Source organism: Marinactinospora endophytica (genome assembly GCF_054780875.1).
Genome location: NZ_BAAGVM010000009.1, coordinates 242536 through 261910 on the forward strand (window position 1 = coordinate 242536; position 19375 = coordinate 261910).

General features: G+C 72.9%; 17 protein-coding genes. 4 read left to right on the plus strand and 13 right to left on the minus strand.

Features of this window, described 5'->3' with window-relative positions; all coding sequences use genetic code 11:
* Positions 1-2: 2 nt before the first annotated feature.
* The 9 genes from murJ to ACYVHU_RS18250 form a co-directional block, all read right to left on the minus strand.
* Positions 3-1652, minus strand: coding sequence for a murein biosynthesis integral membrane protein MurJ (gene murJ / locus ACYVHU_RS18210; RefSeq protein WP_235001015.1), 1650 nt, complete (start codon positions 1650-1652; stop codon positions 3-5).
* 116 nt (positions 1653-1768) lie between these two features.
* Positions 1769-2755 (minus strand): hypothetical protein, encoded by a 987-nt coding sequence (locus ACYVHU_RS18215; RefSeq protein WP_498949092.1) that lies wholly within the window; start codon positions 2753-2755, stop codon positions 1769-1771.
* Positions 2752-3825 (minus strand): copper transporter, encoded by a 1074-nt coding sequence (locus ACYVHU_RS18220; RefSeq protein ID WP_498949093.1) that lies wholly within the window; start codon positions 3823-3825, stop codon positions 2752-2754. Before ACYVHU_RS18220 ends, ACYVHU_RS18215 begins: the two co-directional genes overlap by 4 nt.
* Entirely contained in the window at positions 3822-5027 is a 1206-nt protein-coding gene (steA, locus tag ACYVHU_RS18225) for a putative cytokinetic ring protein SteA (RefSeq protein ID WP_498949095.1), read from the minus strand. The genes ACYVHU_RS18220 and steA overlap by 4 nt, the downstream gene beginning before the upstream one ends.
* Before the next feature lie 216 nt (positions 5028-5243).
* Entirely contained in the window at positions 5244-6944 is a 1701-nt protein-coding gene (gene recN / locus ACYVHU_RS18230; protein WP_078762377.1) for a DNA repair protein RecN, read from the minus strand.
* A 66-nt stretch (positions 6945-7010) separates the two neighbouring features.
* Positions 7011-7997 carry an NAD kinase gene (locus ACYVHU_RS18235; RefSeq protein ID WP_078762376.1) on the minus strand — a complete coding sequence of 329 codons (987 nt, stop codon included), beginning with the start codon at positions 7995-7997 and terminating at the stop codon, positions 7011-7013.
* Between the two features lie 120 nt (positions 7998-8117).
* Positions 8118-8918: a TlyA family RNA methyltransferase gene (locus ACYVHU_RS18240; protein ID WP_078762375.1), complete on the minus strand. Its 801-nt coding sequence runs from the start codon at positions 8916-8918 to the stop codon at positions 8118-8120.
* 48 nt (positions 8919-8966) lie between these two features.
* A complete protein-coding gene (locus ACYVHU_RS18245) occupies positions 8967-9248 on the minus strand; it encodes a hypothetical protein (RefSeq protein WP_078762374.1) in 282 nt (93 codons plus the stop codon).
* Entirely contained in the window at positions 9245-10228 is a 984-nt protein-coding gene (locus ACYVHU_RS18250; protein ID WP_078762373.1) for an accessory factor UbiK family protein, read from the minus strand. The genes ACYVHU_RS18245 and ACYVHU_RS18250 overlap by 4 nt, the downstream gene beginning before the upstream one ends.
* Positions 10229-10381: 153 nt before the next feature.
* Here ACYVHU_RS18250 and ACYVHU_RS18255 point away from each other — a divergent pair, with 153 nt between their 5' ends.
* The 3 genes from ACYVHU_RS18255 to ACYVHU_RS18265 all read left to right on the plus strand — a co-directional run bounded on the left by ACYVHU_RS18255 (position 10382) and on the right by ACYVHU_RS18265 (position 13505).
* Complete coding sequence (locus ACYVHU_RS18255; RefSeq protein ID WP_078762372.1) at positions 10382-10732, plus strand: SCP2 sterol-binding domain-containing protein; 351 nt, start codon at positions 10382-10384, stop codon at positions 10730-10732.
* A 398-nt stretch (positions 10733-11130) separates the two neighbouring features.
* Positions 11131-12453 (plus strand): DUF1015 family protein, encoded by a 1323-nt coding sequence (locus tag ACYVHU_RS18260; protein WP_078762371.1) that lies wholly within the window; start codon positions 11131-11133, stop codon positions 12451-12453.
* A 47-nt stretch (positions 12454-12500) separates the two neighbouring features.
* A complete protein-coding gene (locus ACYVHU_RS18265) occupies positions 12501-13505 on the plus strand; it encodes an HAD-IIA family hydrolase (RefSeq protein WP_498949098.1) in 1005 nt (334 codons plus the stop codon).
* Here ACYVHU_RS18265 and ACYVHU_RS18270 read toward each other — a convergent pair.
* Positions 13485-13946 (minus strand): single-stranded DNA-binding protein, encoded by a 462-nt coding sequence (locus ACYVHU_RS18270; protein ID WP_078762369.1) that lies wholly within the window; start codon positions 13944-13946, stop codon positions 13485-13487. The two genes, ACYVHU_RS18265 and ACYVHU_RS18270, sit on opposite strands and share 21 nt — an antisense overlap.
* Before the next feature lie 213 nt (positions 13947-14159).
* Here ACYVHU_RS18270 and ACYVHU_RS18275 point away from each other — a divergent pair, with 213 nt between their 5' ends.
* Positions 14160-15152 (plus strand): MBL fold metallo-hydrolase, encoded by a 993-nt coding sequence (locus tag ACYVHU_RS18275; RefSeq protein WP_394330059.1) that lies wholly within the window; start codon positions 14160-14162, stop codon positions 15150-15152.
* A gap of 1042 nt (positions 15153-16194) precedes the next feature.
* Here the strand turns inward: ACYVHU_RS18275 and ACYVHU_RS18280 are convergent.
* From ACYVHU_RS18280 to ACYVHU_RS18290, 3 genes are all read right to left on the minus strand, one after another.
* On the minus strand, positions 16195-16668 hold the full coding sequence (locus ACYVHU_RS18280) for an NUDIX domain-containing protein (RefSeq protein ID WP_078762368.1): 474 nt from the start codon (positions 16666-16668) through the stop codon (positions 16195-16197).
* Positions 16669-17047: 379 nt separating this feature from the next.
* Positions 17048-17986, minus strand: a complete 939-nt coding sequence (locus ACYVHU_RS18285; RefSeq protein WP_235001014.1) for a tetratricopeptide repeat protein — start codon at positions 17984-17986, stop codon at positions 17048-17050.
* A complete protein-coding gene (locus tag ACYVHU_RS18290; RefSeq protein ID WP_498949100.1) occupies positions 17959-18771 on the minus strand; it encodes a hypothetical protein in 813 nt (270 codons plus the stop codon). The genes ACYVHU_RS18285 and ACYVHU_RS18290 overlap by 28 nt, the downstream gene beginning before the upstream one ends.
* Positions 18772-19375: the final 604 nt, after the last annotated feature.

Genomic DNA, 19375 nt, shown 5'->3' on the forward strand with positions numbered 1-19375 from the left:
GGTCATGCCTTCTCGTCTCCTGTGTCTTGGGTGTCTGGGGACTCCTTGCCCGGCGGGGCCACCCGCCGGGTGATCGCCGCACGGACCGCGCGGCGATCGATCAGCATGGCGACCGCGCCGAAACCGGCGAGCGCCGCCACACCGCCGAGTGCGGCCACACCGACGTTGCCCCACAGGCCATCGGCGTCCAGCGCCCCGGTCAACGACGCGCCGGCCAGGTAGCCGACACCGGCGCCGAGCAGCGCGGCGGGGAGCCCCCGCCCCAGGCCCGCGAAGGCGGCACGCCCGTTGACCCGGGCGACGGCGACGGCGAGCAGGACCGCGGTCAGGGACAGTCCCAGGGAGGTACCGGCGCCCAGGGCCGCGACCGCCCCCCGCTCGGGCGCGACCAGGACGAGCGCGGCGCCCGCCGTCGAGACCACCAACCAGCCCATGACCTGCGCCGCGGCGGCCGAACGACCGTGGTGGGCAGCATAGAGCGCCCTGCTGAGCAGCGCGACCAGACCGAACCCCACGATGCCGGGAGCGTAGGTGAGCAGCGCCAGTTCGAGGGGGGCCGGCTCACCCGGGGCGAAGACCTCGGCCACCGGACGCGCCGCGGCGGCCAGCGCCGTGGCCAGCCCCGCCGTGATGACCAGCGTGGCCCGCGCGCCGACCGACAGGATCGCGTTGTACCCCTCCTGGTCGCCCTCGGCGTGGCGGACCGACAGCGTGGTGAAGGCGCTCGTGGCGATCGGGACCGCCACGACCCCGTAGGGCAGCGTGAACAACGCCCAGGCGTAGTTGTACAGCGCCGCCGCCCCCGCGCCACCGCCCCTGTTGGCCAGCATGATCGCGACCAGCATGCTCAGCTGCATCGCGATCAGCGGCAGCAGCGCCGCAAGGCCCAGGGAGCGGGCCGTGCGGGCGACACCGGGCGGGAACCTCAGCGTGGGGCGCAACCCCAGCCGCAGGCGCAGGAGCGGCACCAGCGCGGTGAGGAACAACGCGACGACGCCGGCCGTCGTGCCCAACGACAGGGTCAGCTCCGCGGCGGCCGGCAGACCCGCGATGTCGTCGCGGTAGGCCGCGCCGAGGGGAACGAAGGCGAGGTAGGCGGTGATGACGACGAGACTGGAGAGCAGCGGGGCCAGCGCCGGAGCCAGGAACCGGCGATGCGCCTGGAGGATGCCGTAGAACACCGCGGCGAGACCGTAGAAGACGATCTGCGGGGCGAACACCAGCAGGAACCGCACGGTCAACGCGAGCACCGCGTCGTGGTCGCACCCCCGCGGGTGCCCCAGCATCAGGGTCATCGCCGGTGTCGCCACGGCGGCCAGGACGAGCGCCAGTGGGACCGCGGCGAGCAGCACCCAGGTGACGAGGGCCGAGGCGGTGCGGCGCACGTGCTCGCGGTCGCCGCGCTCGGCCGCCGCGGCGAGCACCGGGACCACCATCCCCGACAGCGCGCCGCCGATGACGACCTCGAACAGGACGTTGGGCACCTGGTTGGCGGTGACGTAGGCGGTGCTCAGGCAGTTGGTGCCGACGGTCTGGGAGAACACCACGGTGCGGCCGAACCCGGCGACGCGGGCGAAGGCGGTGACCACGGCGATGAGCAGGGCCGCGCCGGCAACACCGGCGCTCAGGCGCCGGATCCGATCCCAGGACACGGGGTGGGGACTCCAGGTCGTTGGTTGGTGCGGTCACGCGCGGGGGTGCGTGAAGGCCCGCGAGGCGCGGCTTCGGGGACGGGGGTCTCGAAGCCCGCGTGGTCCGGGCGGGCCGTTCAGGCCGGCTTGGGTTGGGGGGCCGGTTCGGGGACGGGAGGGCTCTCAGGCGCGGCGGGCCGGCCGATGTCCTGCGCGGTGGGCACGGGGCCGGGCGCCGGGCGCCGTCCCAGTTCGTCGGCCCAGCGCAGTGGGGGGGTCGCCGCGATGACGCGGGAGAAGCTGACGACCTCGCTGGCGGCGGTGAGGGCGACCACGCCGGCCAGCAGGCCCAACCGGGTACGCCGGGACGAGACCGCCGTCGCTGCCACCCCCAGGACCGCGCCCAGCGCGTTGGCACCGGCGTCGCCGAGCATCGCGCGTTCGCCCAGGTCCTCGGAGAGCAGCCCGGCCGCGGCTCCCAGCGCGGGGCCGGCGACGGCGGCGGCGACCGGATGGGCCAGGGCCGGCGCGCCGGCGAGCAGTCCCGCCTTGATCGCCCGCCCGGGACGCAGGTCGAACAGGTTGACCAGGTTCGCCGTCCCGGCGATGAGCGCGCCGTCGATGACCAGGTCGGCCGGCCGGGGGCGCGCCACGGCGGCGGCGGTCAGGCCGACCGCGCCGATACCGAGGATCTTCACGGCGCCGGTGGTGACCTCGCCGCGCGCCAGGGCCCCGATGTGCCCCTTGAAGCCCCGGGAGTCCCCGGATCCGGACAGGTCGTCATAGGCGCCGAACAGGCCCGCTCCCGCCGCGGCGACCACCGTCGCGGCGCGCAGCCGCGGTGTCAGCCCGGGGGCCACCAGGGCCGCCGCGCACGTTCCGGCGGCCAGCGCCGGACCCTCCAGCAGGGTGACCTGCTCCCCCCTGAAGTTCGTGCGGATCCAGGTGCTTCCGGGACGACCCGCGGCGGCGAACACACCGCCGCCGTCCTCGCGCGGCCGCGACCGGGTCAGCGCGGCGTAGGAGGTCCGGGCCGCTCCCGCGCCCAGCGCCGCCCCCGCGATCGCCCTGGCGACCGTCCGCCCGATGCGTGCCCGCCGGGAAGGACGCGGTGGAGAGGTCACCGTCCCCGCTCCTCTCCGTCGTCCTTCGCGTTCTCCTCGCCCGCGGCGGGTTCGGTGCCCGTCGTGTTCTCCTCGGGCTCGTTGGGACGGGGCAGCGGGTCGGGCAGGAAGGCGTCGACGCCCTCCCCGACACCGTAGTTGCCGCTGCGCCCCTCGGTGCTGATCGCCAGGGCCAGGGCGGCGACCACGTCCCCCGCCACGGTGCCCGCGGTGTCGACCGTGGCGAACCTGGACTCCTCGCTCCTGGCCTGGGAGATGATCCCTCCCGGCTCGACCGAGGTCGCGCCGCCGACCAGTACCGCACCCTCCGCCGCGTCGCGCAGCGCCCGGGTCAGCGCGATGTAGGCGGTGTTGGCCGGGGACGCCACGTCGTCTTGTTGCGGGTCGGTGGAGGAGGGAACCGTGAAGGGCTCGGCCGGCGCGAGCACCAGCGCGATGTCGGACTTGCCCGCGGGGTCACCGTGCACGGTGAGCAGCCCCGCCTCGCTGAATCCGGCGAGGACGGCGGCGGCGTCGTAGCCGTTCTCCGCCTCCTCCTCGGGCTGTTCCTCCGTCTCCTCGCGCTCCTCTTCGGTGGGAGCGATCAGGGCCCGCGCGAGCTCCATGCCCGCCCGCTCATAAGCGCCCCCCTGAGCGGCGGTCTCGCCCTGGGCGAGCTGATCCACGAGCTCGTCGACGAAGGTGGCCTGTTCGGGATCGCCGTACTCCTCGGCGAAGACCAGGCGGCCCGGAACCGTCCCCCCGGCCTGCTGGACGCGGTTGACCAGACCGTCGCGCATGGCCTCGTCGACCCCGGGGGTCTCGACGATCACGACGCGGGTACCGGTGAGCTGGTCGGCGAGCATCTGCTCGGCGTAGGCGTCGACCAGCTGGTCGTTGCCCGTGTTGAGCTGCTCGGCGACGTCCTTCTCCGCCCGCAGTTCCTCACTCTCCTCGCGCAGCTGCGAGGTCTCCGATTGCAACGTGTTGAGCAGGGGGTCCTGGAGCATGGTCGTGCCCAGCACGATGCCCACCGTCAGCGCGAGGAAGATCGCGACGATGGAAACCAGGTGATAGCGGAAATCGATCACGAGAACAGTCCGGTCAGCGAGTAGAGGAAGTTTTCCCAGCGAGCGGCGAGGAAGGTCAGGTAGACCTGGCCCACCGGTGAGCTGTAGGCCGCGACCACGATGGTGAGCAGGGATGCCGCGACCAGCGCCAACAGGGTCCAGGGCGAGATGCGGCTGCGGTAGAGACGGCTGACGCCCTTGGCGTCGATGAGCTTGCTCCCGACCCGCAGACGTGTCAGGAACGTGCTGGCCATTCCGGCGCGTCCCTTGTCGAGGAACTCCTCCAGGGTGGCGTGCGTGCCGACAGCGACGATGAGGCTGGCCCCGGCGTCGTCGGCGAGCATCATCGCGACGTCCTCGCTGGTGCCGGTCGCGGGAAAGACGATGGCCTCGTGCCCCAGGTCGGAGAGGCGTTTGAGCCCCGGCGCGCGACCGTCCCGATAGGCGTGGACGACGAGCTCGGCACCACAGGCCAGCGCCTTGTCCGACACCGAGTCGAAGTCACCGACGATGATGTCGGGCCGATAACCGGCTTCGAGCAGCGCGTCGGCGCCGCCGTCCACGCCGATCATCACGGGCCGGTACTCGCGGATGTAGGAGCGCAGGGCGGCGATGTCCTCGCGGTAGTGGTAGCCGCGCACGACGATCAGCACGTGCCGGCCCTCGATCTCGGTCGCGATGTCGGGGACGCCGACACCGTCGATGAGGAGTTCGCGTTCCCGCTTGAGGTACTCCATGGTGTTGGCGGCGAAGGCCTCCAGCTGCACCGACAGACCGGCGCGCGCCTCGATCATGGCCGCTTCGATCGACTGGGCGTCCTGTTCCACCCCCTTGGCCACGACCTCGTCACCGCGCAGCAGCACGCCGTTCTCCAGGCGCAGCACCTCGCCCTCCTGGACGCGGGTGAACACCTCGGGATCGACATCGTCGACCAGGGGAATGCCCGCCTCGACAAGAAGCTGGGGGCCCAGGTTGGGGTAGCGCCCGCTGATGCTGCTGGCGACGTTGAGGACCGCGGAGACACCGCAGGCCACCAGCGCCTCGGCGCTGACACGGTCGATGTCGACATGGTCGATGACCGCGATGTCACCGGGCTTCAACCGCTTGGTCAGGTTCTTGGTGCGGCGGTCCGCGCGCACGGGAGCGGTAACACCGACAGAACCGTCGGTCTTGCCGCGACGGAGTTTCGGGAATCTGGCGGCGAGCGCCGTCGGGACCTTCATCGGTTGCATCTTGCCAGAGCGGTCCCGCCTTCCGGCATAACACGAGGGGTGACGGCGTGTTCACCCAAAGGCATCGACGACCTCCTCCTGCCACACCCATGTGGGGTGTTCAGGGCCGCACCATGCGCACTCGCCACCTGGACACAGGCCGGGCGGGCCGGCCGGGCGCCTCCCCGGCGGCCCCTGATGGCCCGAAGCGGCCAACGCAGGGACGGTTCAGTCCCGGTCGGCGGCCGCGATCGTGAGCAGCTCCTCGGCGTGGGCGCGGCCGAGTTCGGAGTCCTCCATCCCGGCCAGCATACGCGAGAGCTCCCGCACCCGCCCCTGACGATCCAGACGGGTCACCCCGCTCTCGGTCACCATGCCGTCGTTGGACTTCTCCACGAGCAGGTGGGCGTCGGCGAAGGCGGCCACCTGGGGAAGGTGGGTGACGACGATGACCTGGGCACGGCGGGCCAACCGGGCCAGTCTGCGGCCGATCTCCACCGCGGCCTTGCCCCCGACCCCGGCGTCGACCTCGTCGAACACGAAGGTCGGCACCGGGTCGGCGCCGGCGAAGACCACCTCGATGGCGAGCATCACCCGGGACAGCTCACCCCCCGACGCCCCCTTGTTCAAAGGCAGGGGCGGGGCGCTGGGATGAGGGGCGAGCAACAGCTCGATGTCGTCGCGGCCGTGCTGGCCGAACTCCTCCCCCGTGGTGACCCGGACGCTCACCCGCGCGTGCGGCATGGCCAGCGCGGTGAGCTCCTCGGTCACCGCGGCGCCGAAACGTTCGGCGGCCCTCGTCCGGATCTCGGTCAACCGGTCGGCGAGGCCGGTCATGGCCTCGCGCAGCTCCGTCTCCTCGACGCGCAGCGCGTCGATGCGCTCGTCGTCGCCGTCCAGCTCGGCCAACCGCTTGGCCGCGTTCTCGGCCCAGGCCAGCACGTCAGCGGTGGTCTCGCCGTACTTGCGGGCGAGCTGGGTGAGCAGCGCGCGCCGCTCCTGGACCGCGGCGAGCCTGGCCGGATCGGCCTCGACCGACTCGGCGTAGGAGGCGAGCTCCGTCGCGGCGTCGCTGAGGATGTAGCTCGCCTCGTCGAGGCGGTCGGCGACCGCGGCGAGGTCGGCGTCGTGCTCGCGCACACCGGCGAGCGCCTGACGGGCCGCGGCGAGCAGGCTGATGACGTCGGCCTGGACCTCCGCGACGGCCGGATCCCCGACAAGCGCCTCGTGCGCGGTGGTCGCCCCGATCCGCAGCGCGTCGGCGTGCCCCAGCCGGGACTCCTCCGCCAGCAGCTCCTCGTCCTCCCCGCTCTTGGGGTCGGCCGCGGCGATCTCCTCCAGACCGAACCGGAGCAGGTCGGCCTCCTGGGCGCGTTCCCGCGCCCGGGTCGTGAGCTCCTCCAACGTGTCGGCGACCTCACGGTGACGTCGGTAGGCCGCCGAGTAGGCGCTGGCGACCTTGGCCAGCTCCTCACCCGCGTAACGGTCCAAAGCCGCGCGCTGGCGTTCGGGACGCAACAGCCGCTGCTGGTCGGACTGCCCGTGCACGGCGACGAGGTCGTCGGCGAGATAGGCGAGCAGGCTGACCGGGGCGGAGCGGCCGCCCAGCGTCGCCCGGGAGCGCCCTTCGGCCGACACGGTCCGGGTGAGGATCAAGACGTCCTCGTCGAGGTCTCCCCCCGCCTCGGCCACCCGCTCGGCCACCCTGCCGTCGGGGGCGACACGCAGCCGTCCCTCGACGACCGCGCGGTCGGCCCCCGGCCGGACGCGCTGCGGGTCGGCCCGCCCGCCGAACAGCAGGCCGAGCCCGGTGACGACCATCGTCTTGCCGGCACCGGTCTCACCCGTGACGACGGTGAACCCCGGCGACAGCTCCAACACGGCGTCGTCGATGACCCCGAGCCCCTGGATTCGGACTTCTTCGAGCAACGGAACCTCTCCTGTTACCGCCACAGGCGTGCAGTGCGCCACGTCCCCTGCCCGGGACGCGCGGATTCACCGCCCCTCGGGGTCGGCGAGTTCGGCGCGTCCACGCCATCCGGCCACGGGCAGGCCGAACTTGGCGACCAGCCGGTCGGTGAACGGCGCCCGCTGCAACCGGGCCAACCGTACCGGCACGTCCGCACACGAGATCTCGATCCGCGCGCCGGCCGGCAATTCGACCATACGGCGTCCATCGCACCAGAGCACGCCGGCAGTGGTGTCGGGAAGCACTTCCAGCGCCACCGTCGCCTTGGGGGAGACGACGAGCGGCCGGGCGAACAGCGCGTGGGCGCTGATCGGGACGACCAGGAGCGCCTCGACCTCGGGCCAGACGATGGGACCCCCCGCCGAGAAGGCGTGCGCGGTCGACCCCGTGGGCGTGGCGCAGACCACTCCGTCACACCCCCAACGCGACAGGGGACGCCCGTCGATCTCCAGGACCGTCTCCAGCATCCGGCGCGCCGAGGCCTTCTCCAGCGTCGCCTCGTTCAGCGCCCACGTGCGGACCGGGGGCAGGCCGTCACCACGCCCCCCGTTGTAGACGGCGACGTCCAACGTCATCCGCTCCTCGACGGAGTAGTCGCGTTCGACGACGCTGCGCACCGTGGCGGTGAGGTCCTCTCGCTCGGCCTCGGCCAGGAACCCGACATGGCCGAGGTTGACACCGAGCAGGGGGGCTCCGGCCGGACGGGCCAGCTCGGCCGCCCGCAACAGGGTCCCGTCTCCGCCGAGCACCATGACGATCTCGACGCCCAGGGCCGCATCGGGACCGGCCGGCACGATCTCGACGGGATCGAGCCCGCATCCGCTCCGCTTGAGGTCGTCGGCCTCCGACTCCAACATGCGCACGCCCATCCCGGCGGCGGTGAGGCACTCGTGGACCAACCGGGCACTACGGACCGCGGCGGGCCTGCCCGTGTGGGTCAGCAGCAGCACGCTGCGCCGGTCCGGCCGCTCCGAACTGGTCACGACGCCATCGGCCGTGCCCGCGCTGGTCATCGAAACGTCCTCCTCGCTGAGTCCCCGTCGCCCCTCCGGGGACGACGCTGTCGTCACCCGGCCGGGTCACGTTACCCGAACCGGCACCCCCAACGGCGCCGTGCCCAGGCGTGGGAGGCGTTAGCGGGGCCCCTCCTCGATGGCCCGCCACAACCGCTCCTCTTCCAGGGCCGGGGCCCCGGCGCGCATCCACAGGAAGTACTCGACATTGCCCGAAGGGCCCGGCAGCGGGCTCGCCGCGACGTCGACCGTCCCCAGCCCCAAGGTCATCGCGTGGTCGGCGACCGCCCGCACCGCGTCGGCCCGCGACTGGGGCTCGCGCACCACGCCACCGGCCCCGACCCGGTCGCGCCCCACCTCGAACTGCGGCTTGACCATCATCGCGAAGTCGGCGCCGGGCCGCGCGCAACGCACCAGGGCCGGCAGCACCAGGGTCAGCGAGATGAACGACAGGTCCCCGACCACCAGGTCCGGCAGTGGTTCACCGACCTGGTCGGGGGTCAGGTCGCGGACGTTGCAGCGCTCCCGGACGGTGACACGCTCATCGCCGCGCAGTTTCCAGGCGAGCTGCCCGTAGCCGACGTCCACCGCGACGACGTGCGCGGCCCCCCGGCGCAGCAGGACATCGGTGAATCCGCCGGTGGAGGCCCCGGCGTCCAGACAGCGGCGGCCCGCCGGATCGAGTCCGAAGGCGTCGAGCGCGCCGATGAGCTTGTGGGCACCACGCGAGACGTAGACGGGCTGCGCCTCGCCCTCGCTGACGACGATCGCCTGGTCGGTCCCGACCTGGGTTGCGGCCTTGGTGGCGACGACGCCTGCGACACGGACCTGTCCCGCGTCGATGAGCTCGGCCGCGTGACCGCGGGACCGGGCGTGGCCGCGCCGGACGAGTTCGGCGTCCAGTCGGCTGCGTTTGGGCATGGTGTGGAAGTGCCTATCTGAACGAAACGAGTGATGGAAGGACGGCCCTCAGCTCGGCCGCGGCCCGCCGGGCCGATCGCCCCGTGGCTCGCCGGGGCGTTCCTGGTCGAGGCCGGAGAGCACGGCCGAGAGGTCTCGATGGATCGCGTCGAACACGGCGACGTGCTCGGCGACGGGCAGCCCGTCGAGGCCGGCCAGCCGGTCGCGGACGCCGGTCCGGGTGCGCTCGGCGAGCCCCGCCTCGCCGACGGTCGCCCCCGGTGGTCCGGGGAGCGGACGAGGAACGGGGCGCCTCCCCTCGCGGGACTCCTCGCCGTTGCCCGGGGTCACTTTCCGCCGTCCTTGGCGCCACGCGCCCGAGCGCCGCCCGAGCGCTTGGTGGCGCCCTTCCCCCCGGCCCGGGAGCGCGTGGTCGTGGACTTGGCCTTGGCGCGGCCGGCCGGCTTCTTCGTGGCGGAGGTCTCGGCGGCGGCCGGTTTGTCCTCCTCGCCGTCACCGGCCGTCTGCGGGTCGGGGTCCTCGTCGGTGGACGCCTCCCCGTCTCGCTCCTTGGAGGGGCGGGCGCCGTCCTCGTTCTCGGCCGTCCCCTCCTCACCCGCGCGGCCGGGACCGGTGGGCGCGGTCGGTGTCGCCTCCATCCCCGGTAGCACCTCGGCCTGCGGAGGGACGGCCGAGGAGTCGGGGAGCTCCGTGGTCGAGGTCTGCGTGACCGTCGGTCCGTCCCCCTCCGCCGCGACGCCCGTGGGGGAGGCCGTCTCCGCCTCCTCGACACCGGCGGTGTCACCGCGGCCCCCCGGCTCGGAGTCCTTGACGTGGCCGACCATGACCCCGTCCTCCCGCGCTTCCGGACTCTCGACGGCGACGGGCGCGGAAGGGGACGGAACCAGAGGGGGCGTGGCTCCCCCGGCGGGGGGAACGGGCCGCACGGCGGTGCGGGAGGCCAGCCGGCGCTCCAGCTCGGCGACACGGCGCGCGAGCCGGTCGTACTCGTCCCGCCGGACGAGGTCGAGACGGTCGAGGACCCGTCGGACCTCGGCCTCGATCAGGTCGTCCAGCGCCGCCCGGTTGGCCTTGCTGGTCTCGATGAGATCGGCGGCCAGGGTCTGGATCGTGTGCCCCACCCGGGTCGCGCGCACCGCACCCTCCACGCCGTCCACGGCGCCCCGGGCCGTGTCGGCCCCCTTGGCGACGGCCGAGCGCCCCTCCTCCTCCCTGAGGAGGGTCTTGGCCGCGGCGACGGCGCGCTTACGTGTCAGCTCGGTGAAGCCGCTGGCGGCATCGAGGTAGGTACGTACCGCGTCGACGACCATGTGAACGTGCTCCTCGTGAAATCTGGATGCGACTCCGGGAAGACCCCACAAAACGCTACCGGCATCGACGTAGGAATGTGACGGGAGCGTCCAGGTCGGCGGGGAGGATAGGCGCCGTGCGCGCCCCGTCGCGCGCTAAGGCATCATGGACGCATGGCCAGCGTTGAGGAATGTCGTACGGCGATCGGCAAGGTGTCCGACCGGATCATGGAGGTCGACGAGGCGCGTCGACGCAAGCACATCGTGGACCGTACGGTGAGCGTGCTCGTCAGCGACCTGGACACCATGTTCGTCATGCGCCTGAGCATGGACGGACTGGTCGGCGTCACCGACCGGCCGGCGGCCGACCCCGGTGAGCGGGCCCAGGTACGCATCACCACCACCAGCGACGACCTGATCGAGCTGGCCGAGGGCCGGCTCGACTTCGCCAAGGCGCTGTTCTCGGGCCGGGTGAAGCTCGACGCGAGCCTGAGCGACATGATGCGGATGCGCAAGCTGCTGTGAGGCCCCGGGGCTGTTCCGGCACGGCGCCGGGAAAGCCCGTCCTCCGCGTGGCACCGTTTCGCCCCTTGCCCTCCCGGCCGCGTGTTCACGACGCCTGTCCCTCTCCCGACCGGCTCGGGAACGGTCCGCAGTGCTCGCCACCGCGCCGCCAGGACCAGGGGATGTCTCGCACGCGGTCCCTCGGACCGGCCGATCCGGACGCGGCCGGCCGCGGGACACGACGCTCGTCCCGTCCTGGCCCTTGCGGCCCGGTTCGGGGCGGCCGAAGATCCGTGGCGAACCCGGCCGCCGAGACGGCCCCAGGCCCCCGCACCGCCCGCGGGAACGGGGCCCGGACGGCATAACGGAAGGCCAGGGCCGTGGAGGGCCTCCCACGACGGTGCCGGTATCGTGCGAGGGTGCGGAGAGCGACCCCCGAGGACGTATTGGAGCTGGCCCCGTTCCAGGGGCTGCGCTACGCCACGGCTGACGCCCGTGCCCTCATCGACTCCCCCACGCTCGATCTGGCCCTGGCCCTGGCCCCGCCCTACGACGTGGTCGACGCCCAGACAGCGACCGACCTGGTGCGCGGCGACCCGCACAACGCCGTGCGGCTCACGCTCCCCCCGGCCGCCCGGGAGGCCGGCGACCCTCCCTGGGAACTGTGCGGCCCGGATCGCTACCAGCGCGCCGCCCTGACCCTGCGCCGCTGGGTCGCCGAGGGGGTGCTGGTGCGCGACCCCACGCCCGCGCTCTACGTCTATGAGCAGACCTCGCCCACCGGACACCGCCAGCGGGGCCTCATCGGCGCGCTGCGTCTTCCCCCGCCCGACAGCCCGGTGGTACGACCGCACGAGGCCGTCTTGGCCGGCCCGGTCGCGGATCGGGCACGGCTGATGGCCGCGACCAGGGCCAATCTGGAGCCGATCTTCCTGCTCTACCAGGGCGGGAACCCCGTGCGGGGCGCCGCGACGCTGACGGTCGACGCCATCGCGCAGTCCTCGACGGAGGCGCTGGTGGACACCGTCACCGGAGACGGCGTGACACACCGGCTCTGGGCCATCAGCGACACCGCCACGCTGCGGGCCGTGGCAACCGACCTGGCCGCTCGCACCGCCCTCATCGCCGACGGCCACCACCGCTATGCCGCCTACCAACGGCTACGAGCCGAACGGGACGGACCTGGCCCCTGGGACCATGGACTGGCCTTCCTCGTCGACTCCGACGCCTGGCCGCCACGGCTCGGCGCGATCCACCGCGTCCTGCCGAAGGTGGAGGCCGGATGGGCCGCCCGCACCGCGCGGGAGGTGGCGGTGGTGGAGGAGCTTTCCGGAGGGGACCTGCGGAGCGCTCTCGCGCGGCTGCGGGACGCCGCTGGGCGGGGACCCGCCCTCCTCCTCGCCGACTCCGGCACCTGTTTCCTGCTCCACGGTTTCGACCGCGACCGGCTCCGCGCGGCGATGCCCGACCGCTCCCACCAGTGGCGGAGACTGCCCACCTCGGTCCTGGAACGGGTGCTGCTGCCGTTGTGGGGCGTCGCCGACACCTCGGTGAGACTCGTCCACGACGAGGCCGATGGCGCGCTGGCCGCGGCCCGTCCAGATGGCAGCGCGGTGATCCTGCCCCCGCTGGAGGTCTCCGACGTCTACGCGGTGACCGCCCGCGGAGAACTGACCCCACGCAAATCGACATCGTTCGGTCCCAAGCCACGCACGGGGCTCGTCCTGCGTGCCTTTCCCTGACCGTGGACCCCGCTCGTCCCACCACCATCGAGACAGTTACAGGCGCGATGACTCTGAAATCCTCCACCGAACCGCTTTCGACCGTCCACGACGCCGCGCTGCTGGACCTGGACGGGGTCGTCTACATCGGCTCCGGCCCCGTTCCAGCCGCCCCCGAGGCCATCGAGAAGGCCAGGGCCGCGGGCATGCGCGTGGCGTTCGTGACCAACAACGCCGCACGCACCCCCGCGGCGATCGCCGAACGGCTCTGTGGGATGGGGATCCCCGCCCGTCCCGAGGAGGTGGTGACCTCGGCGCAGGCGGCGGCGCGGTTGATCGCCGAGCGTTTCCCCGCCGGTTCGGCGGTCCTCGTCGTGGGCGACACCGGGCTGCGCCAGGCGCTTCGGCAGCAGGGGATGCGTCCCGTGACGGTGGCCGCCGAACGGCCCGTGGCCGTGGTCCAGGGGTACTCGCCCAGGCTGGGCTATGACCTGTTGGCCGAAGGGGCCCTGGCGGTGATGGCCGGCGCGCTGTTCGTGGCCACCAACGGCGACGCCACCGCGCCATTGGGACGTGGCGTGCTCCCGGGTAACGGCTCCTTCGCCCGGGTGATCGCCCATGCCTCGCGGACCGAGCCGATCGTCGCGGGCAAACCCGAGCGGCCACTCCACGAAGAAGGGGTGCGACGCACCAGGGCCACCAACCCGCTCGTCGTCGGCGATCGCCTGGACACCGACATCGAAGGCGCCGCCAACCGGGGCGCGGACGCGCTCCTGGTGTTGTCGGGGGTGACCACCCCCGCCGAACTGCTCCTGGCACCACCACGGCACCGTCCCTCCTATCTGGCCTATGACCTGAGCGGGCTGAACCTGCCCCACCCCGAGGTGCGGACACACGGAACGGAGGCGCGCTGCGGCGCCTGGCAGGCCACCGCGCACCAGGGCGGCCTGGAGCTCTCGGGCCACGGGGACCGCCTGGACGCGCTGCGCGCGCTGTGCGGGGCCGCCTGGGCCCACCCCGAAGGGGTGACCCCGGCGGCCGTCGCGGCGCCGCTAGCCCAGCTGGGCTGGTGAGCCGGGCGGCTCGATCCGCCGGGCGGTCCGAGCCTCGACCTCGAACACGCTGGCCGCCCCACTGGGCGAACGCCAGAAACGGCGCCGCAGGGCCCCGGTGACCTGGACCAGATCGCCGATCCGCCAACCTCGTGTCGCCTCTTCCATGGACGGGTGGAAGCTGACGCAGGTGATCGGGTCGGCGGGTTGGTTGGGACGCTGCTCCTGGGGCGGCCGGACCACTGAAACACGCCAGGTGACCAGGTGGTCACCGCTGGGAAGTTCCCGTACCGCGGGCTCGGCGGTGACCCGTCCGGCCAACAGCACCTCGTTGCGGTGTCCCAGGCGGTCGGCACCGGCCCGCTCCCCAAGGTCGTCGGTGGGTGAGGCGGACGGGACACGCGCCGGGTCGGCGGCGGGGCCCCTGCGGACGGCGACGGAAGCGGTGGACGTCTTGTGCATGCTGGTCCTCCCTGGGGGGATGGGTCGGTAGCACCCGCGGTCTCGTGTGCGGCATGCCGTTTCCATCTCCAGCATCCGCCGTGGCCGCCCATGCCGGAAGGACGACTTCTTCACCTGTGGATAACCCCGTCCTCACCCCGCCCGGACCCCGTGGAGTCGGGGTGAACTAGATTCGGTCCGACCGGCACGAAGCGGGGATAGGGAGACGAGGCAGTGCACGAGGCGACGACCCCAGGCGGGCTTCCCGACACCATCACCCCCCTGGGCGACGAGATCTTCGCGATCGACACGAAGATGGCGGGCTACGAGGGCATCACCTCCAGCTACCTGATCCGGACGGAACGGCCCTGCGTGGTCGAGGTGGGGACCGCGGGATCGGCCCCCGTCCTGCACGACGCGCTGACCAGGTTGGGCGTGTCCCCTCAGGATCTCGCGACGGTCGTGGTCACCCACATCCACCTCGACCACGCCGGAGGCACCGGCGACATCGCCCGTCTCTTCCCCAACGCCGAGATCGTCGTGCACGAACGGGGAGCGCGCCACCTCGCCGATCCCTCCCGGCTGATGCGCAGCGCCCGCATGGTCTGGGGGGAACGGCTCGACGTCCTGTTCGGCGAGATGAGCCCCACCGAGGCGACCCGCATCCGCGCCGTCGACACCGGCGGCGAGATCGACCTGGGCGGTGGGCGCCGTCTCACCGCCTACTACTCCCCCGGCCACGCCAAGCACCATGTGGGCCTGGTCGACTCCGCGACGGGTGACCTCTATGTCGGGGACGCGGTCGGCGTGTACAACCCCCACACCGGGGACGTGCGTCCGGCCACTCCCCCGCCCGACTTCGACCTGGACGCCGGTCTGGAGTCCCTCCGCCTGTTCGGCGACATCTCCCCTCGGCGTCTGATGTTCTCGCACTTCGGCGCGGTGGAGAAGGTGGAGGAGACGTTGGAGCGCGCCGTGGTCGAACTGCGGGCCTGGGTCGAGGCGGTGCGGAAGGCGCGCACCAGTTCCGCGGGAGACCTCGACCACGCGGTGGCGATGGTGCGCGAGCAGGTGCGACGGCGCTACCGGCCCCTGCCCGAGGACGCCCCCGCCGACTCCCAGCGCGTGTTGGAGATCCTCAGTGGCGTGGAGGGCAACGTCGCCGGCATCTCACACTGGCTCGACCAGGTCGAGGCCGACCAGGCCGCCGATCGGAGCGCCCGCTGACCCACGCGGTCGAGGCGGGAGGAGCCGCGCGGTCCGGCCGGCCCCCGCGCGATGGTGTGACGCGGCGTCGCCTGGCGGAGCCGGGCGACGCCGGATCCGTGCCGGGGAAACGGTCCCATGACACACGGTGTCTCTCCCCGTCCCCGCTCCCGCCCCCAGGGCCGGGAACCAGGCCCACGACCGGCGACGCCCCGTGACGGACCGCGCGAACGACTCCGGTGGACGGGGGGTCATCGACCGATCGCGACATCCCGGACCTGAGGACGGCGTGGTGGGCGGTGCCCAGGCCACCGGCCCACCCCTGCGGGCCCGGCCGTTCCATCCCGGCGGCGAGCACGCACTCCACGCCGCCTGCCCGGCCGCCCCTTCGCCTCGTCTCCCGCGCTAGGGGGGGCGGACGCCCCCACCCGGGACGACCCCGTCCTCCCGTCGTCGAGGTCGAAGGCGTGATCGTGGGACCGTGCGTGCCGCCCCGGACCGGGAGGTTCGGTCCCCGCCAGGCGCTCCTCCACGTCACGGCATCGCCCGCGGGCCGGGACGGAGGCCGGCGGCCCTGCTCCGCAGCGCGCGGATCTTCGGCGACGGCCCTCCCGCGTCCGGCGAACGACACGGCCACGGCCGGAGCGGCCCCGTTCGATCGGCCGGCACCGCGACCCGACGGAGGCGGCGTCTCCGTCGGGTCGCTCCAACGCCGGACGTGCGATCACACCGCTGCTGGCCACGCCGACGCCTCTCGACCGCTCCACGCCCTGGGAACCACCGCCATACTCGACGGGCCTTCCGGCATTGCGCCGCCCGCCCCCATCGCGCCGGACGACGATCCGCTCCTGGGCAGGGACCTCAGTCTGGTTTTCAGCGTCGAGAGAGCGCGACCGTCGCGGTCCGGCGCTCACCCGCGCGCTCCGGATGCGCGGGCGCGGACCGGCCGTCCACATCAAGACCACCGGGCCGCGCGCGGCCCGGGAACGGCGGCGGCCCCACCACGGACGCGCCGATACTCGGGTATCGACCGGCGCCCAGAAGACGTTTTCCGCACGGCCCGCTACGGCCGGGCGCGTCCCTTTTCCCGGCCGTCGGCCTCATCGCCCTCCGGGGCCCCGGGCAGACCCAGCACCGTCAGCAGATGGGCGTAGAGGCCGTCGTCCCACGACAGGTCCGGGGGAAGGACGTCGAAGGACCGGACCTCGGTCGTCTCGAACCGGCCGGTCAACGGCCGCAGCCGGACGACCTCGGCGTGGGTGACGACTGTGGTGTGCCCGTTCGCCAACACGTAGTAACCGGCGATCCGGACGGGCCCCAGTTCGGCCCCCGCCTCCTCACGCGCCTCGCGACGCGCGGTCTCCTCGACCCCCTCGCCGGGTTCCACGTGTCCCCCAGGGAACTCCCAGGCCCGAAACCGGTTACGCACGAGTACCGGCCGTCCGTCGTCGAACAGCAGCACCACCACCGAGTCGTGCGAGGCGGGCAGTCCGCCGAGTCGGACGACCGCACCGTTCAACGGCTCCATCCGGGTCATCGATCGTCCTCCTTCAGCGGCCCGCCCGATCCACCATCGGGTTCCTTCCCACTCTCACCCGCCCCCGTCGGGTTTCCCTCGCGCTCCGTGCCCCGGCCGGCGCACTCGGGGCCTTCCCCTCCCGGAGTGGACGTCCCAGACGGCACCCCGCGGGATCGCGCACCGGAAAGCCGGGAAGGCGGACCCGCCCACGTCCGGCACCGGGGACGATGCCCCTCGCTCCCCGTCGGCGCCCAAGGCGCCTGCGCCGGGCCGCAGGCCCTGTCCGGCGACGGCGAACGTCACCCCGCGGCCGATCCTCGACGGACTCGATCCTCCACCGCGAACACCGGCGGGTCCGGAACCGCTCTGCGGTTCCGGACCCGAACACGTCAACGGATCAGTCGGTCTCCTCGCGAGGACGCCCGTCCTCGCTCGCCCCGGAGCCTTCCTCACTGTTCCCGGCGTCCTCCACGGCGTCTTGGACGTCCTCCGTCCGCGCCGCTGCGGAGCCGGACCCATCGGGGGTCTCGTCGTCCCGCCGCTGCTCGTCCTCCACGGCCTCGGTCCCCGGGGACCCCTCGCCATCCGGCGTCTCGTCCCCCCGCGTCTCGTCGGCCGGTTCGGGATCCTCGGCGTCGCTCCAGACGACGTCTTCACCGATGTCGGTGATCTCCAGGCCCTCCAGCTCGGCAAGGCGCTCGTCCGCGTCGGTCTCACCGTCGCGGTCCACCGCCGAGGCGCGGGAGAAGTACTCCCGGGCCTCCTCTTCACGGCCCAGTTCCAACAGCACGTCGGCGTAGGCGTAGAACAGACGGGCCACCCAAGGCCGGGCCCGCCGTTCCTTGAGCTCCGGTCCCTGCAACTCGACCAGGGCCGCCTCCGGATCCCCCATGTCCCGGCGGGCGCCAGAGGCGACGATACGCAGCTCGACCCGCTCGGCCACGTCGAGCTCCCTGCTCTCCGGGCCGTGCGCGATCTCCAGCGCCCGCTCCGGACGCCCCAGGCCCCGTTCGCAGTCGGCCATGAGGGCCAGGTAGGTGTTACGGCCGTTCAGCCGCCGGGCCGCGCGCAGGTCCGCCAGCGCCTCCTGCCACTTGCCGACGCTGTAGGCCGCCACCCCTGACGCCTCACGCACCGCACCGACACGCGACGCCCGGCGGCGCGCGTAGATCGCGTGCTCGTAGGCCCGTTCCGGGTCCTCGTCCAACAGGGCGCCGGCCACCACCAGGTGCCGTGCCACGATGTCGGCGAGCGAGCGCGGCAGCGTGTTCAACTCGGCACGGACCTCGGCGTCCAGCTGACCCGCTGTCACGTCCTCGGGCAGCTCCGGAGCCATGTCACGCGGGTCTCGCGGCGCGCGGTCATCGCGCCGGTCGCGGTGAGGGCCGTCGAAGCGGCCTCCCGAACGGCGGTCCCCGGAGCGGAAGGGCCGTTCTCCCCTCCGGCCGCCGCGGTCGTCGCGCCGGTCGGACCAGCCGCGGCGACCTTCACCACGGCCGTATCCCTCGCGGGACCCCTCCCGGTCGTCGCGTCGGTAGCCGCGGTCCGAGTCTCCTCGGTAGCCTCCTCGGCCAGAACCGCCACGCTGCCCACCCCGGTCGTCACGCCGGTCGGACCAGTCACGGCGACCTTCGCCCCGGCCGTATCCCTCACGCGGACCACGCCGCTCCTCACGCCCGAAGCCACCACGGTCCTCACGCCCGCGGTACCCCTCGCGTCCACGAGTGCCGTCGCGGTCGTCGGCGCGGTGGCCGCCTCGGCCGCCCTCCTCGTCGAAGCGTCGACGGCGTTCGAAACCGTCCCGCTCTCCGCTTCGCTCGTCGCGTCGGTAGCCGCGGTCCGAGTCTCCTCGGTAGCCTCCTCGGCCAGAACCGCCACGCTGCCCACCCCGGTCGTCACGCCGGTCGGACCAGTCACGGCGACCTTCACCGCGACCGTATCCCTCACGCGGACCACGCCGCTCCTCACGCCCGAAGCCACCACGGTCCTCACGCCCGCGGTACCCCCCACGCTCTCCACCACGGTCGAAGCCGGACCGGGAACGGTCGCCCCGGCCGGCTCCCCGTCCTCCGGGACCACCCGATCGGTGACCTCCGTTGTTGCGGGCTCCGGAGCCGTCACGGCCCCCCGATCGGCTGTCGTCAGTCATGTTCCGTCCGTAAACATTCAAAAGCGCTGCCACCGTCCCGTAGCAGCGCGTCGTGATTCTCAGATCCCTCTCACTCTACGACATGTGAACTCGGGCCACGTCCACGCACGTCACGCCCGCCCGTCGGGTAAAGCGTGAAGGATCACCGGTATCCGACCCCCGTTCGGTACCGGGAGCGCTCATGTCCGCTCCCGACCGCCGTCCCGGAAACACCGTCACACGACGCTTACACGTCTCTTGGAAGCGAATTCCTATCCCAGGCGTCCCGCCGGTTCCGTGGCCGAAGACGGGGGCCTGCCACGTTGCCGGCGCTGTTTCGGCCCCCACTCCAGAGGCAGGAACCCCGCTCTATAGTCACCGGCCAGGAAACCATGCCCGCCCCCTCTCCTCGAAACAACCCGACCCACCCTCAAACAGAAACAAAAAAAGGGGGGTTCCCGGAACGGGAACCCCCCACACACACGGGAGACCGAACCCCCCACACGGAGGATCCGGCCTCAACCGAAAAGATGCCCGGCGGCGACCTACTCTCCCACCCCAACACGGAGGCAGTACCATCGGCGCAGGGAGGCTTAA

Coding starts and splice junctions, on each gene's coding strand:
- steA (WP_498949095.1), bottom strand. CDS start 5,027: ATGAAGGTCCCGACGGCGCTCGCCGCCAGATTCCCGAAACTCCGTCGC.
- ACYVHU_RS18235 (WP_078762376.1), bottom strand. CDS start 7,997: ATGACCAGCGCGGGCACGGCCGATGGCGTCGTGACCAGTTCGGAGCGG.
- ACYVHU_RS18240 (WP_078762375.1), bottom strand. CDS start 8,918: ATGCCCAAACGCAGCCGACTGGACGCCGAACTCGTCCGGCGCGGCCAC.
- ACYVHU_RS18250 (WP_078762373.1), bottom strand. CDS start 10,228: ATGGTCGTCGACGCGGTACGTACCTACCTCGATGCCGCCAGCGGCTTC.
- ACYVHU_RS18255 (WP_078762372.1), top strand. CDS start 10,382: ATGGCCAGCGTTGAGGAATGTCGTACGGCGATCGGCAAGGTGTCCGAC.
- ACYVHU_RS18265 (WP_498949098.1), top strand. CDS start 12,501: ATGACTCTGAAATCCTCCACCGAACCGCTTTCGACCGTCCACGACGCC.
- ACYVHU_RS18270 (WP_078762369.1), bottom strand. CDS start 13,946: ATGCACAAGACGTCCACCGCTTCCGTCGCCGTCCGCAGGGGCCCCGCC.
- ACYVHU_RS18280 (WP_078762368.1), bottom strand. CDS start 16,668: ATGACCCGGATGGAGCCGTTGAACGGTGCGGTCGTCCGACTCGGCGGA.
- ACYVHU_RS18285 (WP_235001014.1), bottom strand. CDS start 17,986: ATGGCTCCGGAGCTGCCCGAGGACGTGACAGCGGGTCAGCTGGACGCC.